General features: G+C 53.6%; 12 protein-coding genes, 6 tRNA genes and 3 rRNA genes. All 21 read left to right on the top strand.

All coding sequences use genetic code 11. The annotated features are described in order from the left end of the window. Positions 1–41: 41 nt before the first annotated feature. The 21 genes from tyrS to rpoB all read left to right on the top strand — a co-directional run bounded on the left by tyrS (position 42) and on the right by rpoB (position 18761). Positions 42–1241 (top strand): tyrosine--tRNA ligase, encoded by a 1200-nt coding sequence (tyrS, locus tag AO353_RS07135; RefSeq protein ID WP_054594284.1) that lies wholly within the window; start codon positions 42–44, stop codon positions 1239–1241. 552 nt (positions 1242–1793) lie between these two features. Further along, positions 1794–3330, top strand: a 16S ribosomal RNA gene (locus AO353_RS07130). 82 nt (positions 3331–3412) lie between these two features. Next, positions 3413–3489: transfer RNA gene (locus AO353_RS07125), tRNA-Ile, on the top strand. Positions 3490–3523: 34 nt separating this feature from the next. Next, a tRNA-Ala gene (locus AO353_RS07120) sits at positions 3524–3599 on the top strand. A 234-nt stretch (positions 3600–3833) separates the two neighbouring features. Continuing rightward, positions 3834–6725 (top strand): 23S ribosomal RNA (locus tag AO353_RS07115). 157 nt (positions 6726–6882) lie between these two features. Continuing rightward, positions 6883–6998 (top strand): 5S ribosomal RNA (gene rrf / locus AO353_RS07110). The 16S, 23S and 5S rRNA genes sit together here with 2 tRNA genes alongside, the layout of an rRNA operon. A 140-nt stretch (positions 6999–7138) precedes the next feature. Next, positions 7139–8098, top strand: a complete 960-nt coding sequence (gene birA / locus AO353_RS07105) for a bifunctional biotin--[acetyl-CoA-carboxylase] ligase/biotin operon repressor BirA (RefSeq protein ID WP_054594283.1) — start codon at positions 7139–7141, stop codon at positions 8096–8098. Beyond that, complete coding sequence (locus AO353_RS07100; protein ID WP_054594282.1) at positions 8088–8837, top strand: pantothenate kinase; 750 nt, start codon at positions 8088–8090, stop codon at positions 8835–8837. The genes birA and AO353_RS07100 overlap by 11 nt, the downstream gene beginning before the upstream one ends. Before the next feature lie 7 nt (positions 8838–8844). Then, entirely contained in the window at positions 8845–9291 is a 447-nt protein-coding gene (locus AO353_RS07095) for a hypothetical protein (protein WP_054594281.1), read from the top strand. A 142-nt stretch (positions 9292–9433) separates the two neighbouring features. Then, positions 9434–9518: transfer RNA gene (locus AO353_RS07090), tRNA-Tyr, on the top strand. A 25-nt stretch (positions 9519–9543) separates the two neighbouring features. Then, a tRNA-Gly gene (locus AO353_RS07085) sits at positions 9544–9617 on the top strand. Positions 9618–9643: 26 nt separating this feature from the next. Further along, positions 9644–9719, top strand: a tRNA-Thr gene (locus AO353_RS07080). A gap of 84 nt (positions 9720–9803) precedes the next feature. Then, a complete protein-coding gene (gene tuf / locus AO353_RS07075) occupies positions 9804–10997 on the top strand; it encodes an elongation factor Tu (protein WP_054594280.1) in 1194 nt (397 codons plus the stop codon). Positions 10998–11050: 53 nt separating this feature from the next. Further along, positions 11051–11126, top strand: a tRNA-Trp gene (locus tag AO353_RS07070). A gap of 45 nt (positions 11127–11171) precedes the next feature. Continuing rightward, the gene (gene secE, locus AO353_RS07065) at positions 11172–11540 is read left to right on the top strand and encodes a preprotein translocase subunit SecE (RefSeq protein ID WP_019693884.1); all 369 of its coding nucleotides are present in this window, start codon (positions 11172–11174) and stop codon (positions 11538–11540) included. A 9-nt stretch (positions 11541–11549) separates the two neighbouring features. Beyond that, entirely contained in the window at positions 11550–12083 is a 534-nt protein-coding gene (gene nusG / locus AO353_RS07060; protein WP_010443972.1) for a transcription termination/antitermination protein NusG, read from the top strand. Positions 12084–12200: 117 nt separating this feature from the next. Continuing rightward, entirely contained in the window at positions 12201–12632 is a 432-nt protein-coding gene (gene rplK, locus AO353_RS07055) for a 50S ribosomal protein L11 (RefSeq protein ID WP_008008888.1), read from the top strand. Continuing rightward, positions 12632–13327, top strand: coding sequence for a 50S ribosomal protein L1 (gene rplA, locus AO353_RS07050; RefSeq protein ID WP_019693883.1), 696 nt, complete (start codon positions 12632–12634; stop codon positions 13325–13327). Before rplK ends, rplA begins: the two co-directional genes overlap by 1 nt. Positions 13328–13525: 198 nt before the next feature. After that, positions 13526–14026 carry a 50S ribosomal protein L10 gene (rplJ, locus tag AO353_RS07045; RefSeq protein WP_019693882.1) on the top strand — a complete coding sequence of 167 codons (501 nt, stop codon included), beginning with the start codon at positions 13526–13528 and terminating at the stop codon, positions 14024–14026. Between the two features lie 75 nt (positions 14027–14101). Then, a complete protein-coding gene (gene rplL, locus AO353_RS07040; RefSeq protein WP_003206098.1) occupies positions 14102–14467 on the top strand; it encodes a 50S ribosomal protein L7/L12 in 366 nt (121 codons plus the stop codon). Between the two features lie 220 nt (positions 14468–14687). Beyond that, on the top strand, positions 14688–18761 hold the full coding sequence (gene rpoB, locus AO353_RS07035) for a DNA-directed RNA polymerase subunit beta (protein WP_054594279.1): 4074 nt from the start codon (positions 14688–14690) through the stop codon (positions 18759–18761). Positions 18762–18805: the final 44 nt, after the last annotated feature.

Genomic DNA, 18805 nt, shown 5'->3' with positions numbered 1-18805 from the left:
TATGGTTGGTTCCCTTTGAATCTGAGCCTTGCGGGTCTGTTATGAAGTCGGTTGAAGAGCAGCTAGCGCTGATCAAACGTGGTGCGGAAGAACTGTTGGTCGAGTCCGAGCTGATCGAGAAGCTCAAGCGCGGCCAGCCGCTGCGTATTAAGGCTGGCTTCGATCCGACTGCGCCGGATTTGCACCTGGGGCACACAGTGCTCATTAATAAGCTGCGCCAGTTCCAGGATCTGGGTCACCAGGTGATCTTCCTTATAGGTGACTTCACCGGGATGATCGGTGATCCGAGTGGCAAGAGTGCTACCCGTCCTCCGTTGACGCGTGAGCAGGTTCTCGAAAATGCCGAGACCTATAAGACTCAGGTGTTCAAGATTCTTGATCCGGCGAAAACCGAGGTGGCTTTCAACTCCACCTGGATGGATCAGATGGGGCCCGCGGATTTCATTCGTCTGACCTCGCAATACACTGTGGCGCGGATGCTTGAGCGCGACGACTTCGACAAGCGCTATTCGACCAATCAACCAATCGCTATCCACGAGTTCCTGTATCCGCTGGTTCAGGGGTATGACTCGGTCGCGTTGCGCGCGGACGTCGAGCTGGGCGGCACCGATCAGAAGTTCAACCTGCTGATGGGGCGTGAGCTGCAGCGCAGTTATGGTCAGGAGGCTCAATGCATTCTGACCATGCCATTGCTCGAAGGGTTGGATGGCGTGAAAAAGATGTCCAAGTCATTGGGCAACTACGTCGGTATCCAGGAAGCGCCAGGTGTCATGTACGGCAAGCTGGTTTCGATTCCGGACGTGCTGATGTGGCGTTACTTCGAGCTGCTCAGCTTTCGCTCCATGGAGGAGATTGATGCGTTGCGTGCAGATGTTGAAGCTGGCGCCAATCCGCGGGATATCAAGATCAAGCTGGCCGAAGAGATTGTTGCGCGCTTCCATGGTGAAGAGGCGGCGGCGAACGCTCACCGTGGCGCGGGTAACCGTATGAAGGAAGGTGAGTTGCCGGATGACTTGCCAGAGATTGAGCTGACTGCGACTGAGGATATGCCGATTGCGGCTGTGCTTAATAAAGCAGGGCTGGTGAAGAACTCGGCAGTCGCACGTGATCTGCTCGGTTCGGGCGGTGTGCGTATAGATGGCGAAGTGGTTGATCGCACCTTTATATATGCACTGGGCGCTACCCATGTTTGCCAGGCCGGAAAGAAGGCATTTGCGCGTATTACGCTTAAATCCGAGTAAGACTGAAATTAGGGGTTGACGGCGAATTATATCTGTCTATAATTCGCCCCACTTCCGGCGCAGTCGAAACGGAAAACTCTTTGGTAAACAAAGAGTTACGCAGTTTTCGACAGCGGTTACGCTTCAGTTCATCGAAGCCTGAAGGAGTTGAAAGAGCGGTGTTGTTTGGCTCTTTTAACGGTTCGATCATCTCGGTCGAAAGCGGAGAAAAAGAGGTGTTGACAGCAGCGAGTAACGCTGTAGAATTCGCCTCCCGCTAACGAGAGATCGGAAGCGCAAGTGGTTGAAGTTGCAAAGGAAACTTTGAAAACTTCTGAAAATAACCGCTTGACAGCAACAGAGGCTGCTGTAGAATGCGCGCCTCGGTTGAGACGAAAGATCTTAACCAACCGCTCTTTAACAACTGAATCAAGCAATTCGTGTGGGTGCTTGTGCAGTCAGACTGATAGTCAACAAGATTATCAGCATCACAAGTTACTCCGCGAGAAATCAAAGATGTAACCAACGATTGCTGAGCCAAGTTTAGGGTTTCTTAAAAACCCAAAGATGTTTGAACTGAAGAGTTTGATCATGGCTCAGATTGAACGCTGGCGGCAGGCCTAACACATGCAAGTCGAGCGGTAGAGAGAAGCTTGCTTCTCTTGAGAGCGGCGGACGGGTGAGTAATGCCTAGGAATCTGCCTGGTAGTGGGGGATAACGTTCGGAAACGAACGCTAATACCGCATACGTCCTACGGGAGAAAGCAGGGGACCTTCGGGCCTTGCGCTATCAGATGAGCCTAGGTCGGATTAGCTAGTTGGTGGGGTAATGGCTCACCAAGGCGACGATCCGTAACTGGTCTGAGAGGATGATCAGTCACACTGGAACTGAGACACGGTCCAGACTCCTACGGGAGGCAGCAGTGGGGAATATTGGACAATGGGCGAAAGCCTGATCCAGCCATGCCGCGTGTGTGAAGAAGGTCTTCGGATTGTAAAGCACTTTAAGTTGGGAGGAAGGGCCATTACCTAATACGTGATGGTTTTGACGTTACCGACAGAATAAGCACCGGCTAACTCTGTGCCAGCAGCCGCGGTAATACAGAGGGTGCAAGCGTTAATCGGAATTACTGGGCGTAAAGCGCGCGTAGGTGGTTCGTTAAGTTGGATGTGAAATCCCCGGGCTCAACCTGGGAACTGCATTCAAAACTGTCGAGCTAGAGTATGGTAGAGGGTGGTGGAATTTCCTGTGTAGCGGTGAAATGCGTAGATATAGGAAGGAACACCAGTGGCGAAGGCGACCACCTGGACTGATACTGACACTGAGGTGCGAAAGCGTGGGGAGCAAACAGGATTAGATACCCTGGTAGTCCACGCCGTAAACGATGTCAACTAGCCGTTGGGAGCCTTGAGCTCTTAGTGGCGCAGCTAACGCATTAAGTTGACCGCCTGGGGAGTACGGCCGCAAGGTTAAAACTCAAATGAATTGACGGGGGCCCGCACAAGCGGTGGAGCATGTGGTTTAATTCGAAGCAACGCGAAGAACCTTACCAGGCCTTGACATCCAATGAACTTTCCAGAGATGGATTGGTGCCTTCGGGAACATTGAGACAGGTGCTGCATGGCTGTCGTCAGCTCGTGTCGTGAGATGTTGGGTTAAGTCCCGTAACGAGCGCAACCCTTGTCCTTAGTTACCAGCACGTTATGGTGGGCACTCTAAGGAGACTGCCGGTGACAAACCGGAGGAAGGTGGGGATGACGTCAAGTCATCATGGCCCTTACGGCCTGGGCTACACACGTGCTACAATGGTCGGTACAGAGGGTTGCCAAGCCGCGAGGTGGAGCTAATCCCACAAAACCGATCGTAGTCCGGATCGCAGTCTGCAACTCGACTGCGTGAAGTCGGAATCGCTAGTAATCGCGAATCAGAATGTCGCGGTGAATACGTTCCCGGGCCTTGTACACACCGCCCGTCACACCATGGGAGTGGGTTGCACCAGAAGTAGCTAGTCTAACCTTCGGGAGGACGGTTACCACGGTGTGATTCATGACTGGGGTGAAGTCGTAACAAGGTAGCCGTAGGGGAACCTGCGGCTGGATCACCTCCTTAATCGACGACATCAGCTGCTGCATAAGCTCCCACACGAATTGCTTGATTCATTGAAGAAGACGATAAGAAGCAGCCCGAAATTGGGTCTGTAGCTCAGTTGGTTAGAGCGCACCCCTGATAAGGGTGAGGTCGGCAGTTCGAATCTGCCCAGACCCACCAATTTTGCTTGTGTGGGAAACGCCTGTAGAAATACGGGGCCATAGCTCAGCTGGGAGAGCGCCTGCCTTGCACGCAGGAGGTCAACGGTTCGATCCCGTTTGGCTCCACCACTACTGCTTCTGTTGCATGAAAGCTTAGAAATGAGCATTCCATTGTTAAGATGGTGAATGTTGATTTCTAGTCTTTGATTAGATCGTTCTTTAAAAATTTGGGTATGTGATAGAAAGATAGACTGAACGTTACTTTCACTGGTAACGGATCAGGCTAAGGTAAAATTTGTGAGTAATTGCGAATTTTCGGCGAATGTCGTCTTCACAGTATAACCAGATTGCTTGGGGTTATATGGTCAAGTGAAGAAGCGCATACGGTGGATGCCTTGGCAGTCAGAGGCGATGAAAGACGTGGTAGCCTGCGAAAAGCTTCGGGGAGTCGGCAAACAGACTGTGATCCGGAGATGTCTGAATGGGGGAACCCACCTAACATAAGTTAGGTATCTTAAGCTGAATACATAGGCTTAAGAAGCGAACCAGGGGAACTGAAACATCTAAGTACCCTGAGGAAAAGAAATCAACCGAGATTCCCTTAGTAGTGGCGAGCGAACGGGGACTAGCCCTTAAGTGGCTTTGAGATTAGCGGAACGCTCTGGAAAGTGCGGCCATAGTGGGTGATAGCCCTGTACGCGAAAATCTCTTAGTCATGAAATCGAGTAGGACGGAGCACGAGAAACTTTGTCTGAATATGGGGGGACCATCCTCCAAGGCTAAATACTACTGACTGACCGATAGTGAACTAGTACCGTGAGGGAAAGGCGAAAAGAACCCCGGAGAGGGGAGTGAAATAGATCCTGAAACCGTATGCGTACAAGCAGTGGGAGCCCACTTTGTTGGGTGACTGCGTACCTTTTGTATAATGGGTCAGCGACTTATTTTCAGTGGCGAGCTTAACCGAATAGGGGAGGCGTAGCGAAAGCGAGTCTTAATAGGGCGTCTAGTCGCTGGGAATAGACCCGAAACCGGGCGATCTATCCATGGGCAGGTTGAAGGTTGGGTAACACTAACTGGAGGACCGAACCGACTACCGTTGAAAAGTTAGCGGATGACCTGTGGATCGGAGTGAAAGGCTAATCAAGCTCGGAGATAGCTGGTTCTCCTCGAAAGCTATTTAGGTAGCGCCTCATGTATCACTGTAGGGGGTAGAGCACTGTTTCGGCTAGGGGGTCATCCCGACTTACCAAACCGATGCAAACTCCGAATACCTACAAGTGCCGAGCATGGGAGACACACGGCGGGTGCTAACGTCCGTCGTGAAAAGGGAAACAACCCAGACCGTCAGCTAAGGTCCCAAAGTTATGGTTAAGTGGGAAACGATGTGGGAAGGCTTAGACAGCTAGGAGGTTGGCTTAGAAGCAGCCACCCTTTAAAGAAAGCGTAATAGCTCACTAGTCGAGTCGGCCTGCGCGGAAGATGTAACGGGGCTCAAACCATACACCGAAGCTACGGGTATCACTTAGGTGATGCGGTAGAGGAGCGTTCTGTAAGCCTGTGAAGGTGAGTTGAGAAGCTTGCTGGAGGTATCAGAAGTGCGAATGCTGACATGAGTAACGACAATGGGTGTGAAAAACACCCACGCCGAAAGACCAAGGTTTCCTGCGCAACGTTAATCGACGCAGGGTTAGTCGGTCCCTAAGGCGAGGCTGAAAAGCGTAGTCGATGGAAAACAGGTTAATATTCCTGTACTTCTGGTTATTGCGATGGAGGGACGGAGAAGGCTAGGCCAGCTTGGCGTTGGTTGTCCAAGTTTAAGGTGGTAGGCTGGAATCTTAGGTAAATCCGGGATTCTAAGGCCGAGAGCTGATGACGAGTGTTCTTTTAGAACACGAAGTGGTTGATGCCATGCTTCCAAGAAAAGCTTCTAAGCTTCAGGTAACCAGGAACCGTACCCCAAACCGACACAGGTGGTTGGGTAGAGAATACCAAGGCGCTTGAGAGAACTCGGGTGAAGGAACTAGGCAAAATGGCACCGTAACTTCGGGAGAAGGTGCGCCGGTGAGGGTGAAGGACTTGCTCCGTAAGCCCATGCCGGTCGAAGATACCAGGCCGCTGCGACTGTTTATTAAAAACACAGCACTCTGCAAACACGAAAGTGGACGTATAGGGTGTGACGCCTGCCCGGTGCCGGAAGGTTAATTGATGGGGTTAGCTAACGCGAAGCTCTTGATCGAAGCCCCGGTAAACGGCGGCCGTAACTATAACGGTCCTAAGGTAGCGAAATTCCTTGTCGGGTAAGTTCCGACCTGCACGAATGGCGTAACGATGGCGGCGCTGTCTCCACCCGAGACTCAGTGAAATTGAAATCGCTGTGAAGATGCAGTGTATCCGCGGCTAGACGGAAAGACCCCGTGAACCTTTACTATAGCTTTGCACTGGACTTTGAATTTGCTTGTGTAGGATAGGTGGGAGGCTTTGAAGCGTGGACGCCAGTTCGCGTGGAGCCAACCTTGAAATACCACCCTGGCAACTTTGAGGTTCTAACTCAGGTCCGTTATCCGGATCGAGGACAGTGTATGGTGGGTAGTTTGACTGGGGCGGTCTCCTCCTAAAGAGTAACGGAGGAGTACGAAGGTGCGCTCAGACCGGTCGGAAATCGGTCGTAGAGTATAAAGGCAAAAGCGCGCTTGACTGCGAGACAGACACGTCGAGCAGGTACGAAAGTAGGTCTTAGTGATCCGGTGGTTCTGTATGGAAGGGCCATCGCTCAACGGATAAAAGGTACTCCGGGGATAACAGGCTGATACCGCCCAAGAGTTCATATCGACGGCGGTGTTTGGCACCTCGATGTCGGCTCATCACATCCTGGGGCTGAAGCCGGTCCCAAGGGTATGGCTGTTCGCCATTTAAAGTGGTACGCGAGCTGGGTTTAGAACGTCGTGAGACAGTTCGGTCCCTATCTGCCGTGGACGTTTGAGATTTGAGAGGGGCTGCTCCTAGTACGAGAGGACCGGAGTGGACGAACCTCTGGTGTTCCGGTTGTCACGCCAGTGGCATTGCCGGGTAGCTATGTTCGGAATAGATAACCGCTGAAAGCATCTAAGCGGGAAACTAGCCTCAAGATGAGATCTCACTGGGACCTTGAGTCCCCTGAAGGGCCGTCGAAGACTACGACGTTGATAGGTTGGGTGTGTAAGCGCTGTGAGGCGTTGAGCTAACCAATACTAATTGCCCGTGAGGCTTGACCATATAACACCCAAGCAATTTGCGAACTCGAAAGAGGCCAGATTGCGGTGTGTGAAGACGAAACGAACCGAAAGTTCGAGCTGCTCACAAACACCGAGATCTATCACATACCCAATTTGCTGAAGCGAGACCAACTGGTCACGACTCAGTACCCGAATTTCTTGACGACCATAGAGCATTGGAACCACCTGATCCCATCCCGAACTCAGCAGTGAAACGATGCATCGCCGATGGTAGTGTGGGGTTTCCCCATGTGAGAGTAGGTCATCGTCAAGATTAAATTCCGAAACCCCAATTGCGAAAGCAGTTGGGGTTTTGTTTTGCCTGCGAGAAAGTTGATTCCGGAATCTTACGATTTCTATGCAACGGCTCGGGGCATGGCTATCATGCGGGCCTCATTGTGAGGCGATACTTGCATGCTGACGTTGTTAAAGCTCCTGAAGGACGGTCGTTTCCACTCCGGCCAAGCGCTGGGCGCCGCTCTAGGTATTAGTCGCAGCGCTGTGTGGAAGCAACTCCAGCACCTTGAGGCTGAGTTGGGTCTTTCTATTCACAAGGTGCGTGGTCGTGGTTATCAATTGAGTGCGCCGTTGACTCTGCTCAGCTCCGCGAAGATCGCTGAGCATTCGCCTGCTTGCGATTGGCCCGTACTGGTCTTTGATTCGATTGATTCCACTAACGCTGAAGCTTTGCGCTCTATAGAACGCGGTATGGCTGCGCCATTTCTTGTGCTTGCAGAGCGACAAACTGCCGGTCGCGGCCGACGCGGCCGCAAGTGGGTGAGCCCGTTTGCCGAAAATATCTACTATAGCCTCGTGCTGCGAATCGATGGTGGCATGCGCCAGCTTGAGGGGCTTAGCCTGGTCGTCGGCCTTGCCGTGATGCAAACACTGCGCGATCTGGGCATTGCCGGCGCTGGTTTGAAGTGGCCTAACGATGTCCTGGTGGGTGAGAAGAAAATCGCTGGCATATTGTTGGAGTTGGTTGGGGATCCTGCAGATGTGTGTCATGTCGTTCTGGGTGTAGGAATCAATGTAAATATGCAGATCGCTGATGAGGTCGATCAGCAGTGGACCTCTATGCGTCTCGAAGCAGGTAGGGCGTTCGATCGTAATCTTCTAGTGGCGCATTTGGGGATTGTTCTCCAGGGGTACCTGAGTCGTCATCAGTCGGCGGGGTTTTCAGCGCTTCGGGCCGAGTGGGAGCAAAGCCACCTATGGCAGGGGCGTGCGGTTTCGCTGATTGCTGGAGTGAGTCGGATTGATGGTGAGGTGATAGGGATTGATGGTCAGGGTGCATTGCGTTTGAACGTGGGTGGCGTAGAAAAAGTGTTTAGTGGTGGTGAGCTAAGTCTGAGGTTGCGCAATGATTCTTGAGCTCGACTGCGGGAATAGCTTTATCAAATGGCGTGTGTTACACGCAGATGCGGCGCGGTTGGTTGCTGAGGGGGTTGTCGACTCGGACCTGGCTTTGTTGGAAAGTTTGCGCGGCTGCGATGGTTTGAATCTCAAGCATTGTCGGCTGGTAAGCGTAAGAACCAATGAAGAGACCGCTGCGCTAGTTTCCTTGCTGGTCGAGGCCTTCGGTGTAACGGTGTCCTGTGCGGCGCCGGCTCGTGAAATGTCTGGAGTCCGCAACGGTTACGAGGATTATAAGCGGCTGGGGCTTGATCGCTGGCTTGCGATGCTTGGCGCATTTCATCTTGCCTCGGGGGCTTGTCTGGTTCTCGATTTTGGTACTGCGCTTACCGCAGATTTTATTGCGGCCGATGGCGAGCACCTGGGAGGGTTCATTTGTCCCGGAATGCCCTTGATGCGTAACCAGTTGCGCACCCATACCCGACGGATTCGCTATGACGATATCGCGGCATCCAGGGCGCTCGAGAGCTTTGAGCCAGGGCGAAATACGGTGGAGGCCGTCGAGCGTGGCTGTTCATTGATGTTGAGAGGGTTCGTCCTGACGCAGCTAGAGTTGGCACGCAGCTATTGGGGGCAGGAGTTCTCGGTGTTCCTCACTGGTGGTGATGCAGGCCTGGTTTCTGGAGTTGTGCCAGAAGCGCGGGTAGTACCAGATCTCGTATTTGTGGGTTTGGCCATGGCGTGCCCATTGTCCTGAGGTTTTTATGCGTTGGTTGTTTCTGTTGTTGATGGTCCTGAATGTCTTTTATTACGTTTGGCATCAGCAGGAGGCGCCCTTGCGTGCGAAGGACGTCACTCCGTTGAGTTTGTATAAAGGTTCGCAGCAGGACATTCGCCTGTTGAGTGAAACGCCTGATGCAGTAGCTGCGCGTGACAAGGGTAAATTTGCGCAGGCGGATAACAGTTGTCTTTATCTGGGTGGTTTTGCTCGTCAGGAAACGGCGAAGACGCTTGAACAGCGATTGGCCGCTCTCGACATCAAGGTTCAGCAGCTATCGGTTTCTCTTCCTGATTCTGTTGGATATTGGATGCGTGTAGCTCCAGAGAGCCGGCGTTTGGCTGATGATTCCGTGCTGCAGAACCTTGCTAAAGAATTCAATGAGTTAAAACATAAAATAATGCCGTGCGAGGGGGTTGCAACTGCTGAATAGGTTGCATAGAATGGCGCCCGCTTCGCAGTGAAGACCTTTAGCGGTCAACAGTGTGAAGCGAGGTCAACGCAGCTAACCTCAGGTTTTTAATGAGAAAATGCTTGACAGAAGGCTGGCATGATGTAGAATGCCGGCTCGCTTAGGAGGGGTTCCCGAGCGGCCAAAGGGATCAGACTGTAAATCTGACGTCTACGACTTCGAAGGTTCGAATCCTTCCCCCTCCACCATTTTTAGCGTGAGCTGCAAGCTTACGCGGGTATAGTTTAGTGGTAGAACCTCAGCCTTCCAAGCTGATGATGCGGGTTCGATTCCCGCTACCCGCTCCAAGTTTGCAGGTTGTGCAAAGTGTTTCGCTCTTGTAGCTCAGTTGGTAGAGCACACCCTTGGTAAGGGTGAGGTCAGCGGTTCAAATCCGCTCAAGAGCTCCATATAACAAGGCAGATATGAAAATATCTGCCTTTGTTTTAATGGCTAGTGTGACTTGCTTAATTCTTCTCCTAGGGGTGATTTCGATGGCTAAGGAAAAGTTCGAACGTAATAAGCCGCACGTCAACGTAGGTACCATTGGTCACGTCGACCACGGTAAAACTACTCTGACTGCTGCTCTGACTCGTGTCTGTTCCGAAGTTTTCGGTTCGGCTAAGGTTGACTTCGACAAGATCGATAGCGCCCCAGAAGAAAAAGCTCGTGGCATCACCATTAACACTGCTCACGTTGAGTATGATTCGGCCGTGCGTCACTACGCACACGTTGACTGCCCGGGTCACGCTGACTACGTGAAGAACATGATTACCGGTGCTGCTCAAATGGATGGCGCTATCCTGGTTTGCTCGGCTGCTGATGGTCCGATGCCGCAAACTCGTGAGCACATCCTGTTGTCCCGTCAGGTAGGCGTTCCGTACATCGTGGTTTTCCTGAACAAGGCTGACCTGGTGGATGACGCTGAGCTGCTGGAGCTGGTTGAGATGGAAGTGCGCGATCTGCTGAGCACTTACGACTTCCCGGGCGACGACACTCCAATCATCATTGGTTCTGCGCGTATGGCGTTGGAAGGTAATGATGAAAACGGGATGGGTACCACTGCTGTCAAGAAGTTGGTTGAGACTCTGGATAGCTATATTCCAGAGCCTGAGCGTGCTATCGACAAGCCGTTCCTGATGCCAATCGAAGATGTATTCTCGATTTCGGGTCGCGGTACTGTTGTGACTGGTCGTATCGAGCGTGGTATCGTTCGCGTTCAGGATGCACTGGAAATCGTTGGTCTGCGTGATACCACCACTACTACCTGTACTGGTGTTGAAATGTTCCGCAAGCTGCTCGATGAAGGTCGTGCTGGCGAGAACTGCGGTGTTCTGCTGCGTGGTACCAAGCGTGATGACGTTGAGCGTGGTCAGGTGCTGGTTAAGCCGGGTTCGGTTAAGCCGCACACCAAGTTCACTGCAGAAGTTTACGTTCTGAGCAAGGAAGAAGGCGGTCGTCATACTCCGTTCTTCAAAGGCTACCGTCCACAGTTCTACTTCCGTACTACTGACGTGACTGGTAACTGCGAGCTGCCAGAAGGCGTTGAAATGGTAATGCCAGGTGACAACATTCAGATGACTGTTACCCTGATCAAAACCATCGCAATGGAAGATGGCCTGCGTTTCGCTATCCGTGAAGGCGGTCGTACCGTCGGCGCTGGTGTCGTAGCCAAAGTCATCGAGTAAGTTGTTGTAATGTCTTTTTTAGGCCGGCATAATGGTCGGCCTAATTTTGTTTTAGGTCAGTAGCTCAATTGGCAGAGCGACGGTCTCCAAAACCGTAGGTTGGGGGTTCGATTCCCTCCTGACCTGCCAGATTCACTCAGTGTGTCTGGCTTTCTTTTCACAGGATCTTCATAGATGACTCCTAAAGCTGAAGCTCAAGGCTCTCGCTTCGATCTGCTCAAGTGGCTTGTAGTAGTCGCTTTGGTGGTTGTTGGCGTTGTCGGCAATCAGTATTACCATGCTGCGCCGATCCTGTACCGTGTACTCGCTTTGCTTGTTATTGCTGCTGTAGCTGCCTTTGTAGGCCTGCAGACCGTCAAGGGCAAGTCTTTCTTTGTACTGGTTAAGGAAGCTCGCACCGAGATTCGTAAAGTCGTGTGGCCAACTCGCCAAGAAACCACGCAGACCACCCTGATTGTGGTGGCTGTTGTTCTGGTTATGGCGTTGCTGTTGTGGGGGCTTGATTCCCTGCTCGGCTGGCTTGTTTCCTTGATTGTTGGCTAAGGGTGTCCCGTGGCTAAGCGTTGGTACGTTGTGCATGCTTACTCGGGTTACGAGAAGCATGTCATGCGCTCGTTGATCGAGCGCGTAAAGCTGGCTGGCATGGAAGATGGCTTCGGCGAAATTCTGGTTCCCACTGAAGAAGTGGTTGAAATGCGTAATGGCCAGAAGCGCAAAAGCGAGCGTAAATTCTTCCCAGGTTACGTGCTGGTTCAGATGGATATGAATGAGGGTACTTGGCACTTGGTCAAGGACACTCCTCGGGTGATGGGCTTCATCGGTGGTACCGCTGATAAACCTGCACCTATTACTGACAAAGAAGCAGAAGCAATTCTGCGTCGTGTTGCTGATGGTAGCGACAAGCCGAAGCCCAAGACTCTGTTCGAGCCGGGCGAAGTGGTTCGTGTTACCGACGGTCCGTTCGCTGATTTTAATGGCACGGTCGAAGAAGTTAACTACGAAAAGAGCCGGATCCAAGTCGCAGTGCTCATTTTCGGTCGCTCTACTCCGGTAGAGCTAGAGTTCAGCCAGGTCGAAAAGGTCTAGCCGAACAAGCATCCCAACCCCGCAGCCCTAGGCTGTGGGGTTTTGTCGTCACTGGGATAAACGCGCAAGTAACCGGGGAGCCTCTCGAGGCGTTCGAACCCGTAATTGGAGTGCCTCATGGCCAAGAAGATTACCGCTTACATCAAGCTGCAAGTGAAGGCCGCTCAGGCTAACCCAAGCCCACCTGTTGGTCCTGCTCTGGGTCAGCACGGCGTGAACATCATGGAATTCTGCAAGGCTTTCAACGCCCGTACTCAGGGTATTGAGCCAGGTCTGCCGACTCCAGTGATCATCACTGTCTACAGCGACCGTAGCTTCACTTTCGAAACTAAAAGCACCCCGGCTTCGGTTCTGCTGAAGAAGGCTGCTGGTTTGACTAGCGGTTCCGCTCGTCCAAACACCGTTAAGGTTGGCACTGTAACTCGTGCTCAGCTGGAAGAAATCGCGAAAACCAAAAACGCGGATCTGACTGCAGCTGATATGGAAGCAGCCGTGCGTACTATCGCCGGTTCTGCTCGTAGCATGGGCCTTAACGTGGAGGGTGTGTAATGGCTAAGCTGACCAAGCGCCAAAAGGCTATCGCCGGCAAAATCGAAGCGGGCAAGGCCTACAACTTTGTAGACGCCGCTGCTCTGCTGGCTGAGCTGTCGACTGTCAAGTTCAGCGAGTCGTTCGACGTTGCTGTGAACCTGGGTGTTGACCCGCGTAAATCTGACCAGGTTGTTCGTAGCGCTACTGTGCTGCCACACGGCACTGGCAAGACCGTTCGCGTTGCTGTGTTCACCCAGGGCCCAGCAGCTGAAGCTGCTCTGGCCGCCGGCGCTGATCGCGTAGGTATGGACGACCTGGCTGCCGAAATGAAAGGCGGCGACCTGAACTATGACGTAGTTATTGCTTCCCCGGATGCAATGCGCGTTGTAGGTCAGTTGGGTCAGATCCTCGGTCCACGTGGCCTGATGCCTAACCCTAAAGTCGGCACCGTAACTCCAGACGTAGCTACCGCGGTTAAAAACGCAAAAGCTGGTCAGGTTCGTTATCGCACCGACAAAAACGGCATCATCCACACATCCGTTGGCAAAGTCGGCTTTGATGCCGTCAAGCTGAAGGAAAACGTTGAAGCCCTGATCGCTGATCTGAAGCGTATCAAGCCAGCTTCCTCGAAAGGTATTTACGTCAAGCGCGTTACCCTGAGCACAACTATGGGCCCAGGTCTGGTCATCGACCAGGGTTCGCTCGACGCGTAAGACACAGATTGGCGCGAGTAATTGCGCCAATTGAAAAATTGGGGTCCCTGCCTGGCGGGGGCTATCCAAGACCGTAGGCGACGCAAGTCTTAAACCTCAAGCCTACGCAGATGGTGCTCCCGGTTCCTTACCGAATCAGACACCAAAACGACATCCGGCCTCGGCTGGATGAAACGGTAACAAGCAGGAGTTAAACCCGTGGCAATTAAACTCGAAGACAAGAAGGCCATCGTCGCTGAAGTCAACGAGGCTGCCAAAGCTGCTCTGTCCGCTGTCGTGGCTGATGCCCGTGGCGTAACAGTAGGCGCTATGACCGGACTCCGTAAAGAGGCTCGTGAAGCCGGCGTTTACGTACGTGTTGTACGTAACACCCTGCTCAAGCGCGCTGTTGCTGACACTGAATACAGTGTTCTCAACGACGTGTTCACTGGCCCGACCTTGATTGCATTCTCCAAAGAACATCCGGGCGCTGCTGCTCGTATCTTCAAGGAATTCGCAAAAGGTCAGGACAAGTTCGAGATCAAGGCAGCTGCGTTCGAGGGCAAGTTCCTCGCAGCTAACCAAATCGACGTACTGGCAACTCTGCCGACCCGTGACGAAGCAATTTCTCAGCTGATGAGCGTGATTCAAGGCGCTACCAGCAAATTGGCTCGTACTCTGGCGGCAATTCGCGACCAGAAAGAAGCTGCTGCAGCCTAAGGCTCGTCATCTTCTCGCGTTTTTTGTTTATTTCGATGGTCGCGTAGGCCGTCCCCCAATTCAGGAATTAGAGTCATGTCTATCTCTCAAAACGATATCCTTGAAGCCGTTGGCAACATGTCCGTAATGGAAGTTGTTGAACTGATCAAAGCTTTCGAAGAAAAATTCGGCGTTACCGCTGCTGCTGCATCGGCTGGTCCAGCTGTTGCTGCTGCCGTTGCTGAAGAGCAAACCGAATTCAACGTCATGCTGACCGAAGCTGGCGAGAAGAAAGTTAACGTGATCAAGGCTGTACGTGAACTGACCGGTCTGGGCCTGAAAGAAGCCAAGGCTGTAGTTGACGGCGCTCCTGCCATGGTTCTGGAAGCTGTTGCCAAAGACGCAGCTGACAAAGCCAAAGCAGTTCTGGAAGAAGCAGGCGCTAAAGTCGAGCTGAAGTAAGCTTCGACTTTGCGTCTCCAGCCCGAGCGTTAAGCGAAAGGCTGATGGCTGGTGGCTCTTGCCACCGGCCTTTTTCCGTTATTGGCAGCCGACTGGGTCGGTGCTGATAACGAGCTGTAACCACCCGATGCGGTGGCGCAAACCATGGGGTTTGCACGATTTTCTGGCTGCTCCCGTCGGGAGGGGCCAAACAAGCAGGTGACCAAGCTGGGGAACGCTGATGGCTTACTCATATACTGAGAAAAAACGTATCCGCAAGGACTTTAGCAAGTTGCCGGACGTCATGGATGTGCCGTACCTCCTGGCCATCCAGCTGGATTCGTATCGTGAATTCTTGCAAGCGGGAGCGACTAAAGATCAGTTCCGCGACGTGGGCCTGCATGCGGCCTTCAAATCCGTTTTCCCGATCATCAGCTACTCCGGCAATGCTGCGCTGGAGTACGTCGGTTATCGCCTGGGCGAACCGGCATTTGATGTCAAAGAATGCGTATTGCGCGGTGTGACTTACGCCGTACCTTTGCGGGTAAAAGTGCGCCTGATCATTTTCGACAAAGAATCGTCGAACAAAGCGATCAAGGACATTAAAGAGCAAGAAGTCTACATGGGTGAAATCCCCCTGATGACTGAGAACGGTACCTTCGTAATCAACGGTACCGAGCGTGTAATCGTTTCCCAGCTGCACCGTTCCCCGGGCGTGTTCTTCGACCACGACCGTGGCAAGACGCACAGCTCCGGCAAACTGCTGTACTCCGCGCGGATCATTCCTTACCGCGGTTCGTGGCTGGACTTCGAGTTCGACCCGAAAGACTGCGTATTCGTGCGTATCGACCGTCGTCGCAAGCTGCCTGCATCGGTACTGCTGCGCGCGCTCGGCTATACCACTGAAGAAGTGCTGGACGCGTTCTACACCACCAACGTCTTCCACGTGCAAGGTGAAAACCTCAGCCTGGAACTGGTGCCTCAGCGCCTGCGTGGTGAAATTGCTGTCCTGGATATCCTGGATGACAAAGGCAAGGTTATTGTCGAGCAAGGTCGCCGTATCACCGCTCGCCACATCAACCAGCTGGAAAAGGCCGGGATCAAAGAGCTGCAAGTGCCTCTGGACTACGTCCTGGGTCGCACTACCGCCAAGGTCATCGTGCATCCGGCAACCGGCGAAATCCTGGCAGAGTGCAACACCGAGCTGAACACCGAGATCCTGGCGAAAATCGCCAAGGCTCAGGTCGTTCGCATCGAGACTCTGTACACCAACGATATCGACTGCGGTCCGTTCGTCTCCGACACGCTGAAGATCGACTCCACCAGCAACCAATTGGAAGCGCTGGTCGAGATCTATCGCATGATGCGTCCTGGCGAGCCGCCAACCAAAGACGCTGCCGAGACTCTGTTCAACAACCTGTTCTTCAGCCCTGAGCGCTATGACCTGTCTGCGGTCGGCCGGATGAAGTTCAACCGTCGTATCGGTCGTACCGAGATCGAAGGTTCGGGCGTGTTGTGCAAAGAAGACATCGTCGCGGTACTGAAGACTCTGGTCGACATCCGTAACGGTAAAGGCATCGTCGATGACATCGACCACCTGGGTAACCGTCGTGTTCGCTGCGTAGGCGAAATGGCCGAGAACCAGTTCCGCGTTGGCCTGGTACGTGTTGAGCGTGCGGTCAAAGAGCGTCTGTCGATGGCCGAAAGCGAAGGCCTGATGCCGCAAGACCTGATCAACGCCAAGCCAGTGGCTGCTGCGGTGAAAGAGTTCTTCGGTTCGAGCCAGCTGTCCCAGTTCATGGACCAGAACAACCCGCTGTCCGAGATCACCCACAAGCGTCGTGTCTCTGCACTCGGCCCTGGCGGTCTGACGCGTGAGCGTGCCGGCTTTGAAGTTCGTGACGTACACCCGACTCACTACGGTCGTGTATGCCCGATTGAAACACCGGAAGGTCCGAACATCGGTCTGATCAACTCCCTGGCCGCCTATGCGCGCACCAATCAGTACGGCTTCCTCGAGAGCCCGTACCGCGTGGTGAAAGACGCTCTGGTCACCGACGAGATCGTGTTCCTGTCCGCCATCGAAGAAGCTGATCACGTGATCGCTCAGGCTTCGGCCACGATGAACGACAAAAAAGTCCTGATCGACGAGCTGGTAGCTGTTCGTCACTTGAACGAGTTCACCGTCAAGGCGCCGGAAGACGTCACCTTGATGGACGTATCGCCGAAGCAGGTAGTTTCGGTTGCTGCGTCGCTGATCCCGTTCCTCGAGCACGATGACGCCAACCGTGCGTTGATGGGTTCGAACATGCAGCGTCAAGCTGTACCAACCCTGCGCGCTGACAAGCCGCTGGTAGGTACCGGCATGGAGCGTAACGTGGCTCGCGACTCCGGCGTTTGCGTCGTGGCTCGTCGTGGCGGCGTGATCGATTCCGTTGATGCCAGCCGTATCGTGGTTCGTGTTGCTGATGATGAAGTTGAAACCGGCGAAGCTGGTGTCGATATCTACAACCTGACCAAATACACCCGCTCCAACCAGAACACCTGCATCAACCAGCGTCCGCTGGTGAGCAAGGGTGATCGGGTTCAGCGTAGCGACATCATGGCTGACGGTCCGTCCACCGACATGGGTGAGCTGGCTCTGGGTCAGAACATGCGCATCGCGTTCATGGCATGGAACGGCTTCAACTTCGAAGACTCCATCTGCTTGTCCGAGCGTGTGGTTCAGGAAGACCGTTTCACCACGATCCACATTCAGGAACTGACCTGTGTGGCGCGTGACACCAAGCTTGGGCCAGAGGAAATCACTGCAGACATCCCGAACGTGGGTGAAGCTGCACTGAACAAGCTGGACGAAGCCGGTATCGTTTACGTAGGTGCTGAAGTTGGCGCAGGCGACATTCTGGTTGGTAAGGTCACTCCGAAAGGCGAGACCCAACTGACTCCGGAAGAGAAGCTGTTGCGTGCAATCTTCGGTGAAAAAGCCAGCGACGTTAAAGACACTTCCCTGCGTGTACCTACCGGTACCAAAGGTACTGTCATCGACGTACAGGTCTTCACCCGTGACGGCGTAGAGCGTGATGCTCGTGCTCTGTCGATCGAGAAGACTCAACTCGACGAGATCCGCAAGGACCTGAACGAAGAGTTCCGTATCGTTGAAGGCGCTACTTTCGAACGTCTGCGTTCCGCTCTGGTCGGCCATAAAGCCGAAGGCGGCGCCGGTCTGAAGAAAGGTCAGGAAATCACCGACGAAGTTCTCGACGGTCTTGAGCACGGCCAGTGGTTCAAACTGCGCATGGCTGAAGATGCTCTGAACGAGCAGCTCGAGAAGGCTCAGGCCTACATCGTTGATCGCCGCCGTCTGCTGGACGACAAGTTCGAAGACAAGAAGCGCAAACTGCAGCAGGGCGATGACCTGGCTCCAGGCGTGCTGAAAATCGTCAAGGTTTACCTGGCAATCCGTCGCCGCATCCAGCCGGGCGACAAGATGGCCGGTCGTCACGGTAACAAGGGTGTGGTCTCCGTGATCATGCCGGTTGAAGACATGCCGCACGATGCCAATGGCACCCCGGTCGACGTTGTCCTCAACCCGTTGGGCGTACCTTCGCGTATGAACGTTGGTCAGATCCTTGAAACCCACCTGGGCCTCGCGGCCAAAGGTCTGGGCGAGAAGATCAACCGTATGATCGAAGAGCAGCGCAAGGTTGCTGACCTTCGCAAGTTCCTGCACGAGATCTACAACGAGATCGGCGGCCGCAACGAAGAGCTGGACACCTTCTCCGACCAGGAAATCCTGGATCTGGCGAAGAACCTGCGCGGTGGCGTACCGATGGCCACTCCGGTGTTCGACGGTGCCAAGGAAAGCGAAATCAAGGCCATGCTGAAACTGGCAGACCTGCCGGAAAGCGGCCAGATGCAGCTGACTGACGGCCGTACCGGCAACAAGTTCGAGCGCCCGGTTACCGTTGGCTACATGTACATGCTGAAGCTGAACCACTTGGTAGACGACAAGATGCACGCTCGTTCTACCGGTTCGTACAGCCTGGTTACCCAGCAGCCGCTGGGTGGTAAGGCGCAGTTCGGTGGTCAGCGTTTCGGGGAGATGGAGGTCTGGGCACTGGAAGCATACGGTGCTGCTTACACTCTGCAAGAAATGCTCACAGTGAAGTCGGACGATGTGAACGGCCGGACCAAGATGTACAAAAACATCGTGGACGGCGATCACCGTATGGAGCCGGGCATGCCCGAGTCCTTCAACGTGTTGATCAAGGAAATTCGTTCCCTCGGCATCGATATCGATCTGGAAACCGAATAACACGTGACGCGAATGAGAGCGGGGCAGGATTGCCCGCTCTCTGC

Source organism: Pseudomonas fluorescens (assembly GCF_001307155.1).
GTDB classification, from domain to species: Bacteria; Pseudomonadota; Gammaproteobacteria; order Pseudomonadales; family Pseudomonadaceae; genus Aquipseudomonas; species Aquipseudomonas helvetica.
Note: the sequence above shows the minus strand (reverse complement) of the source record. Positions and strands in the feature narration are given on the sequence as shown.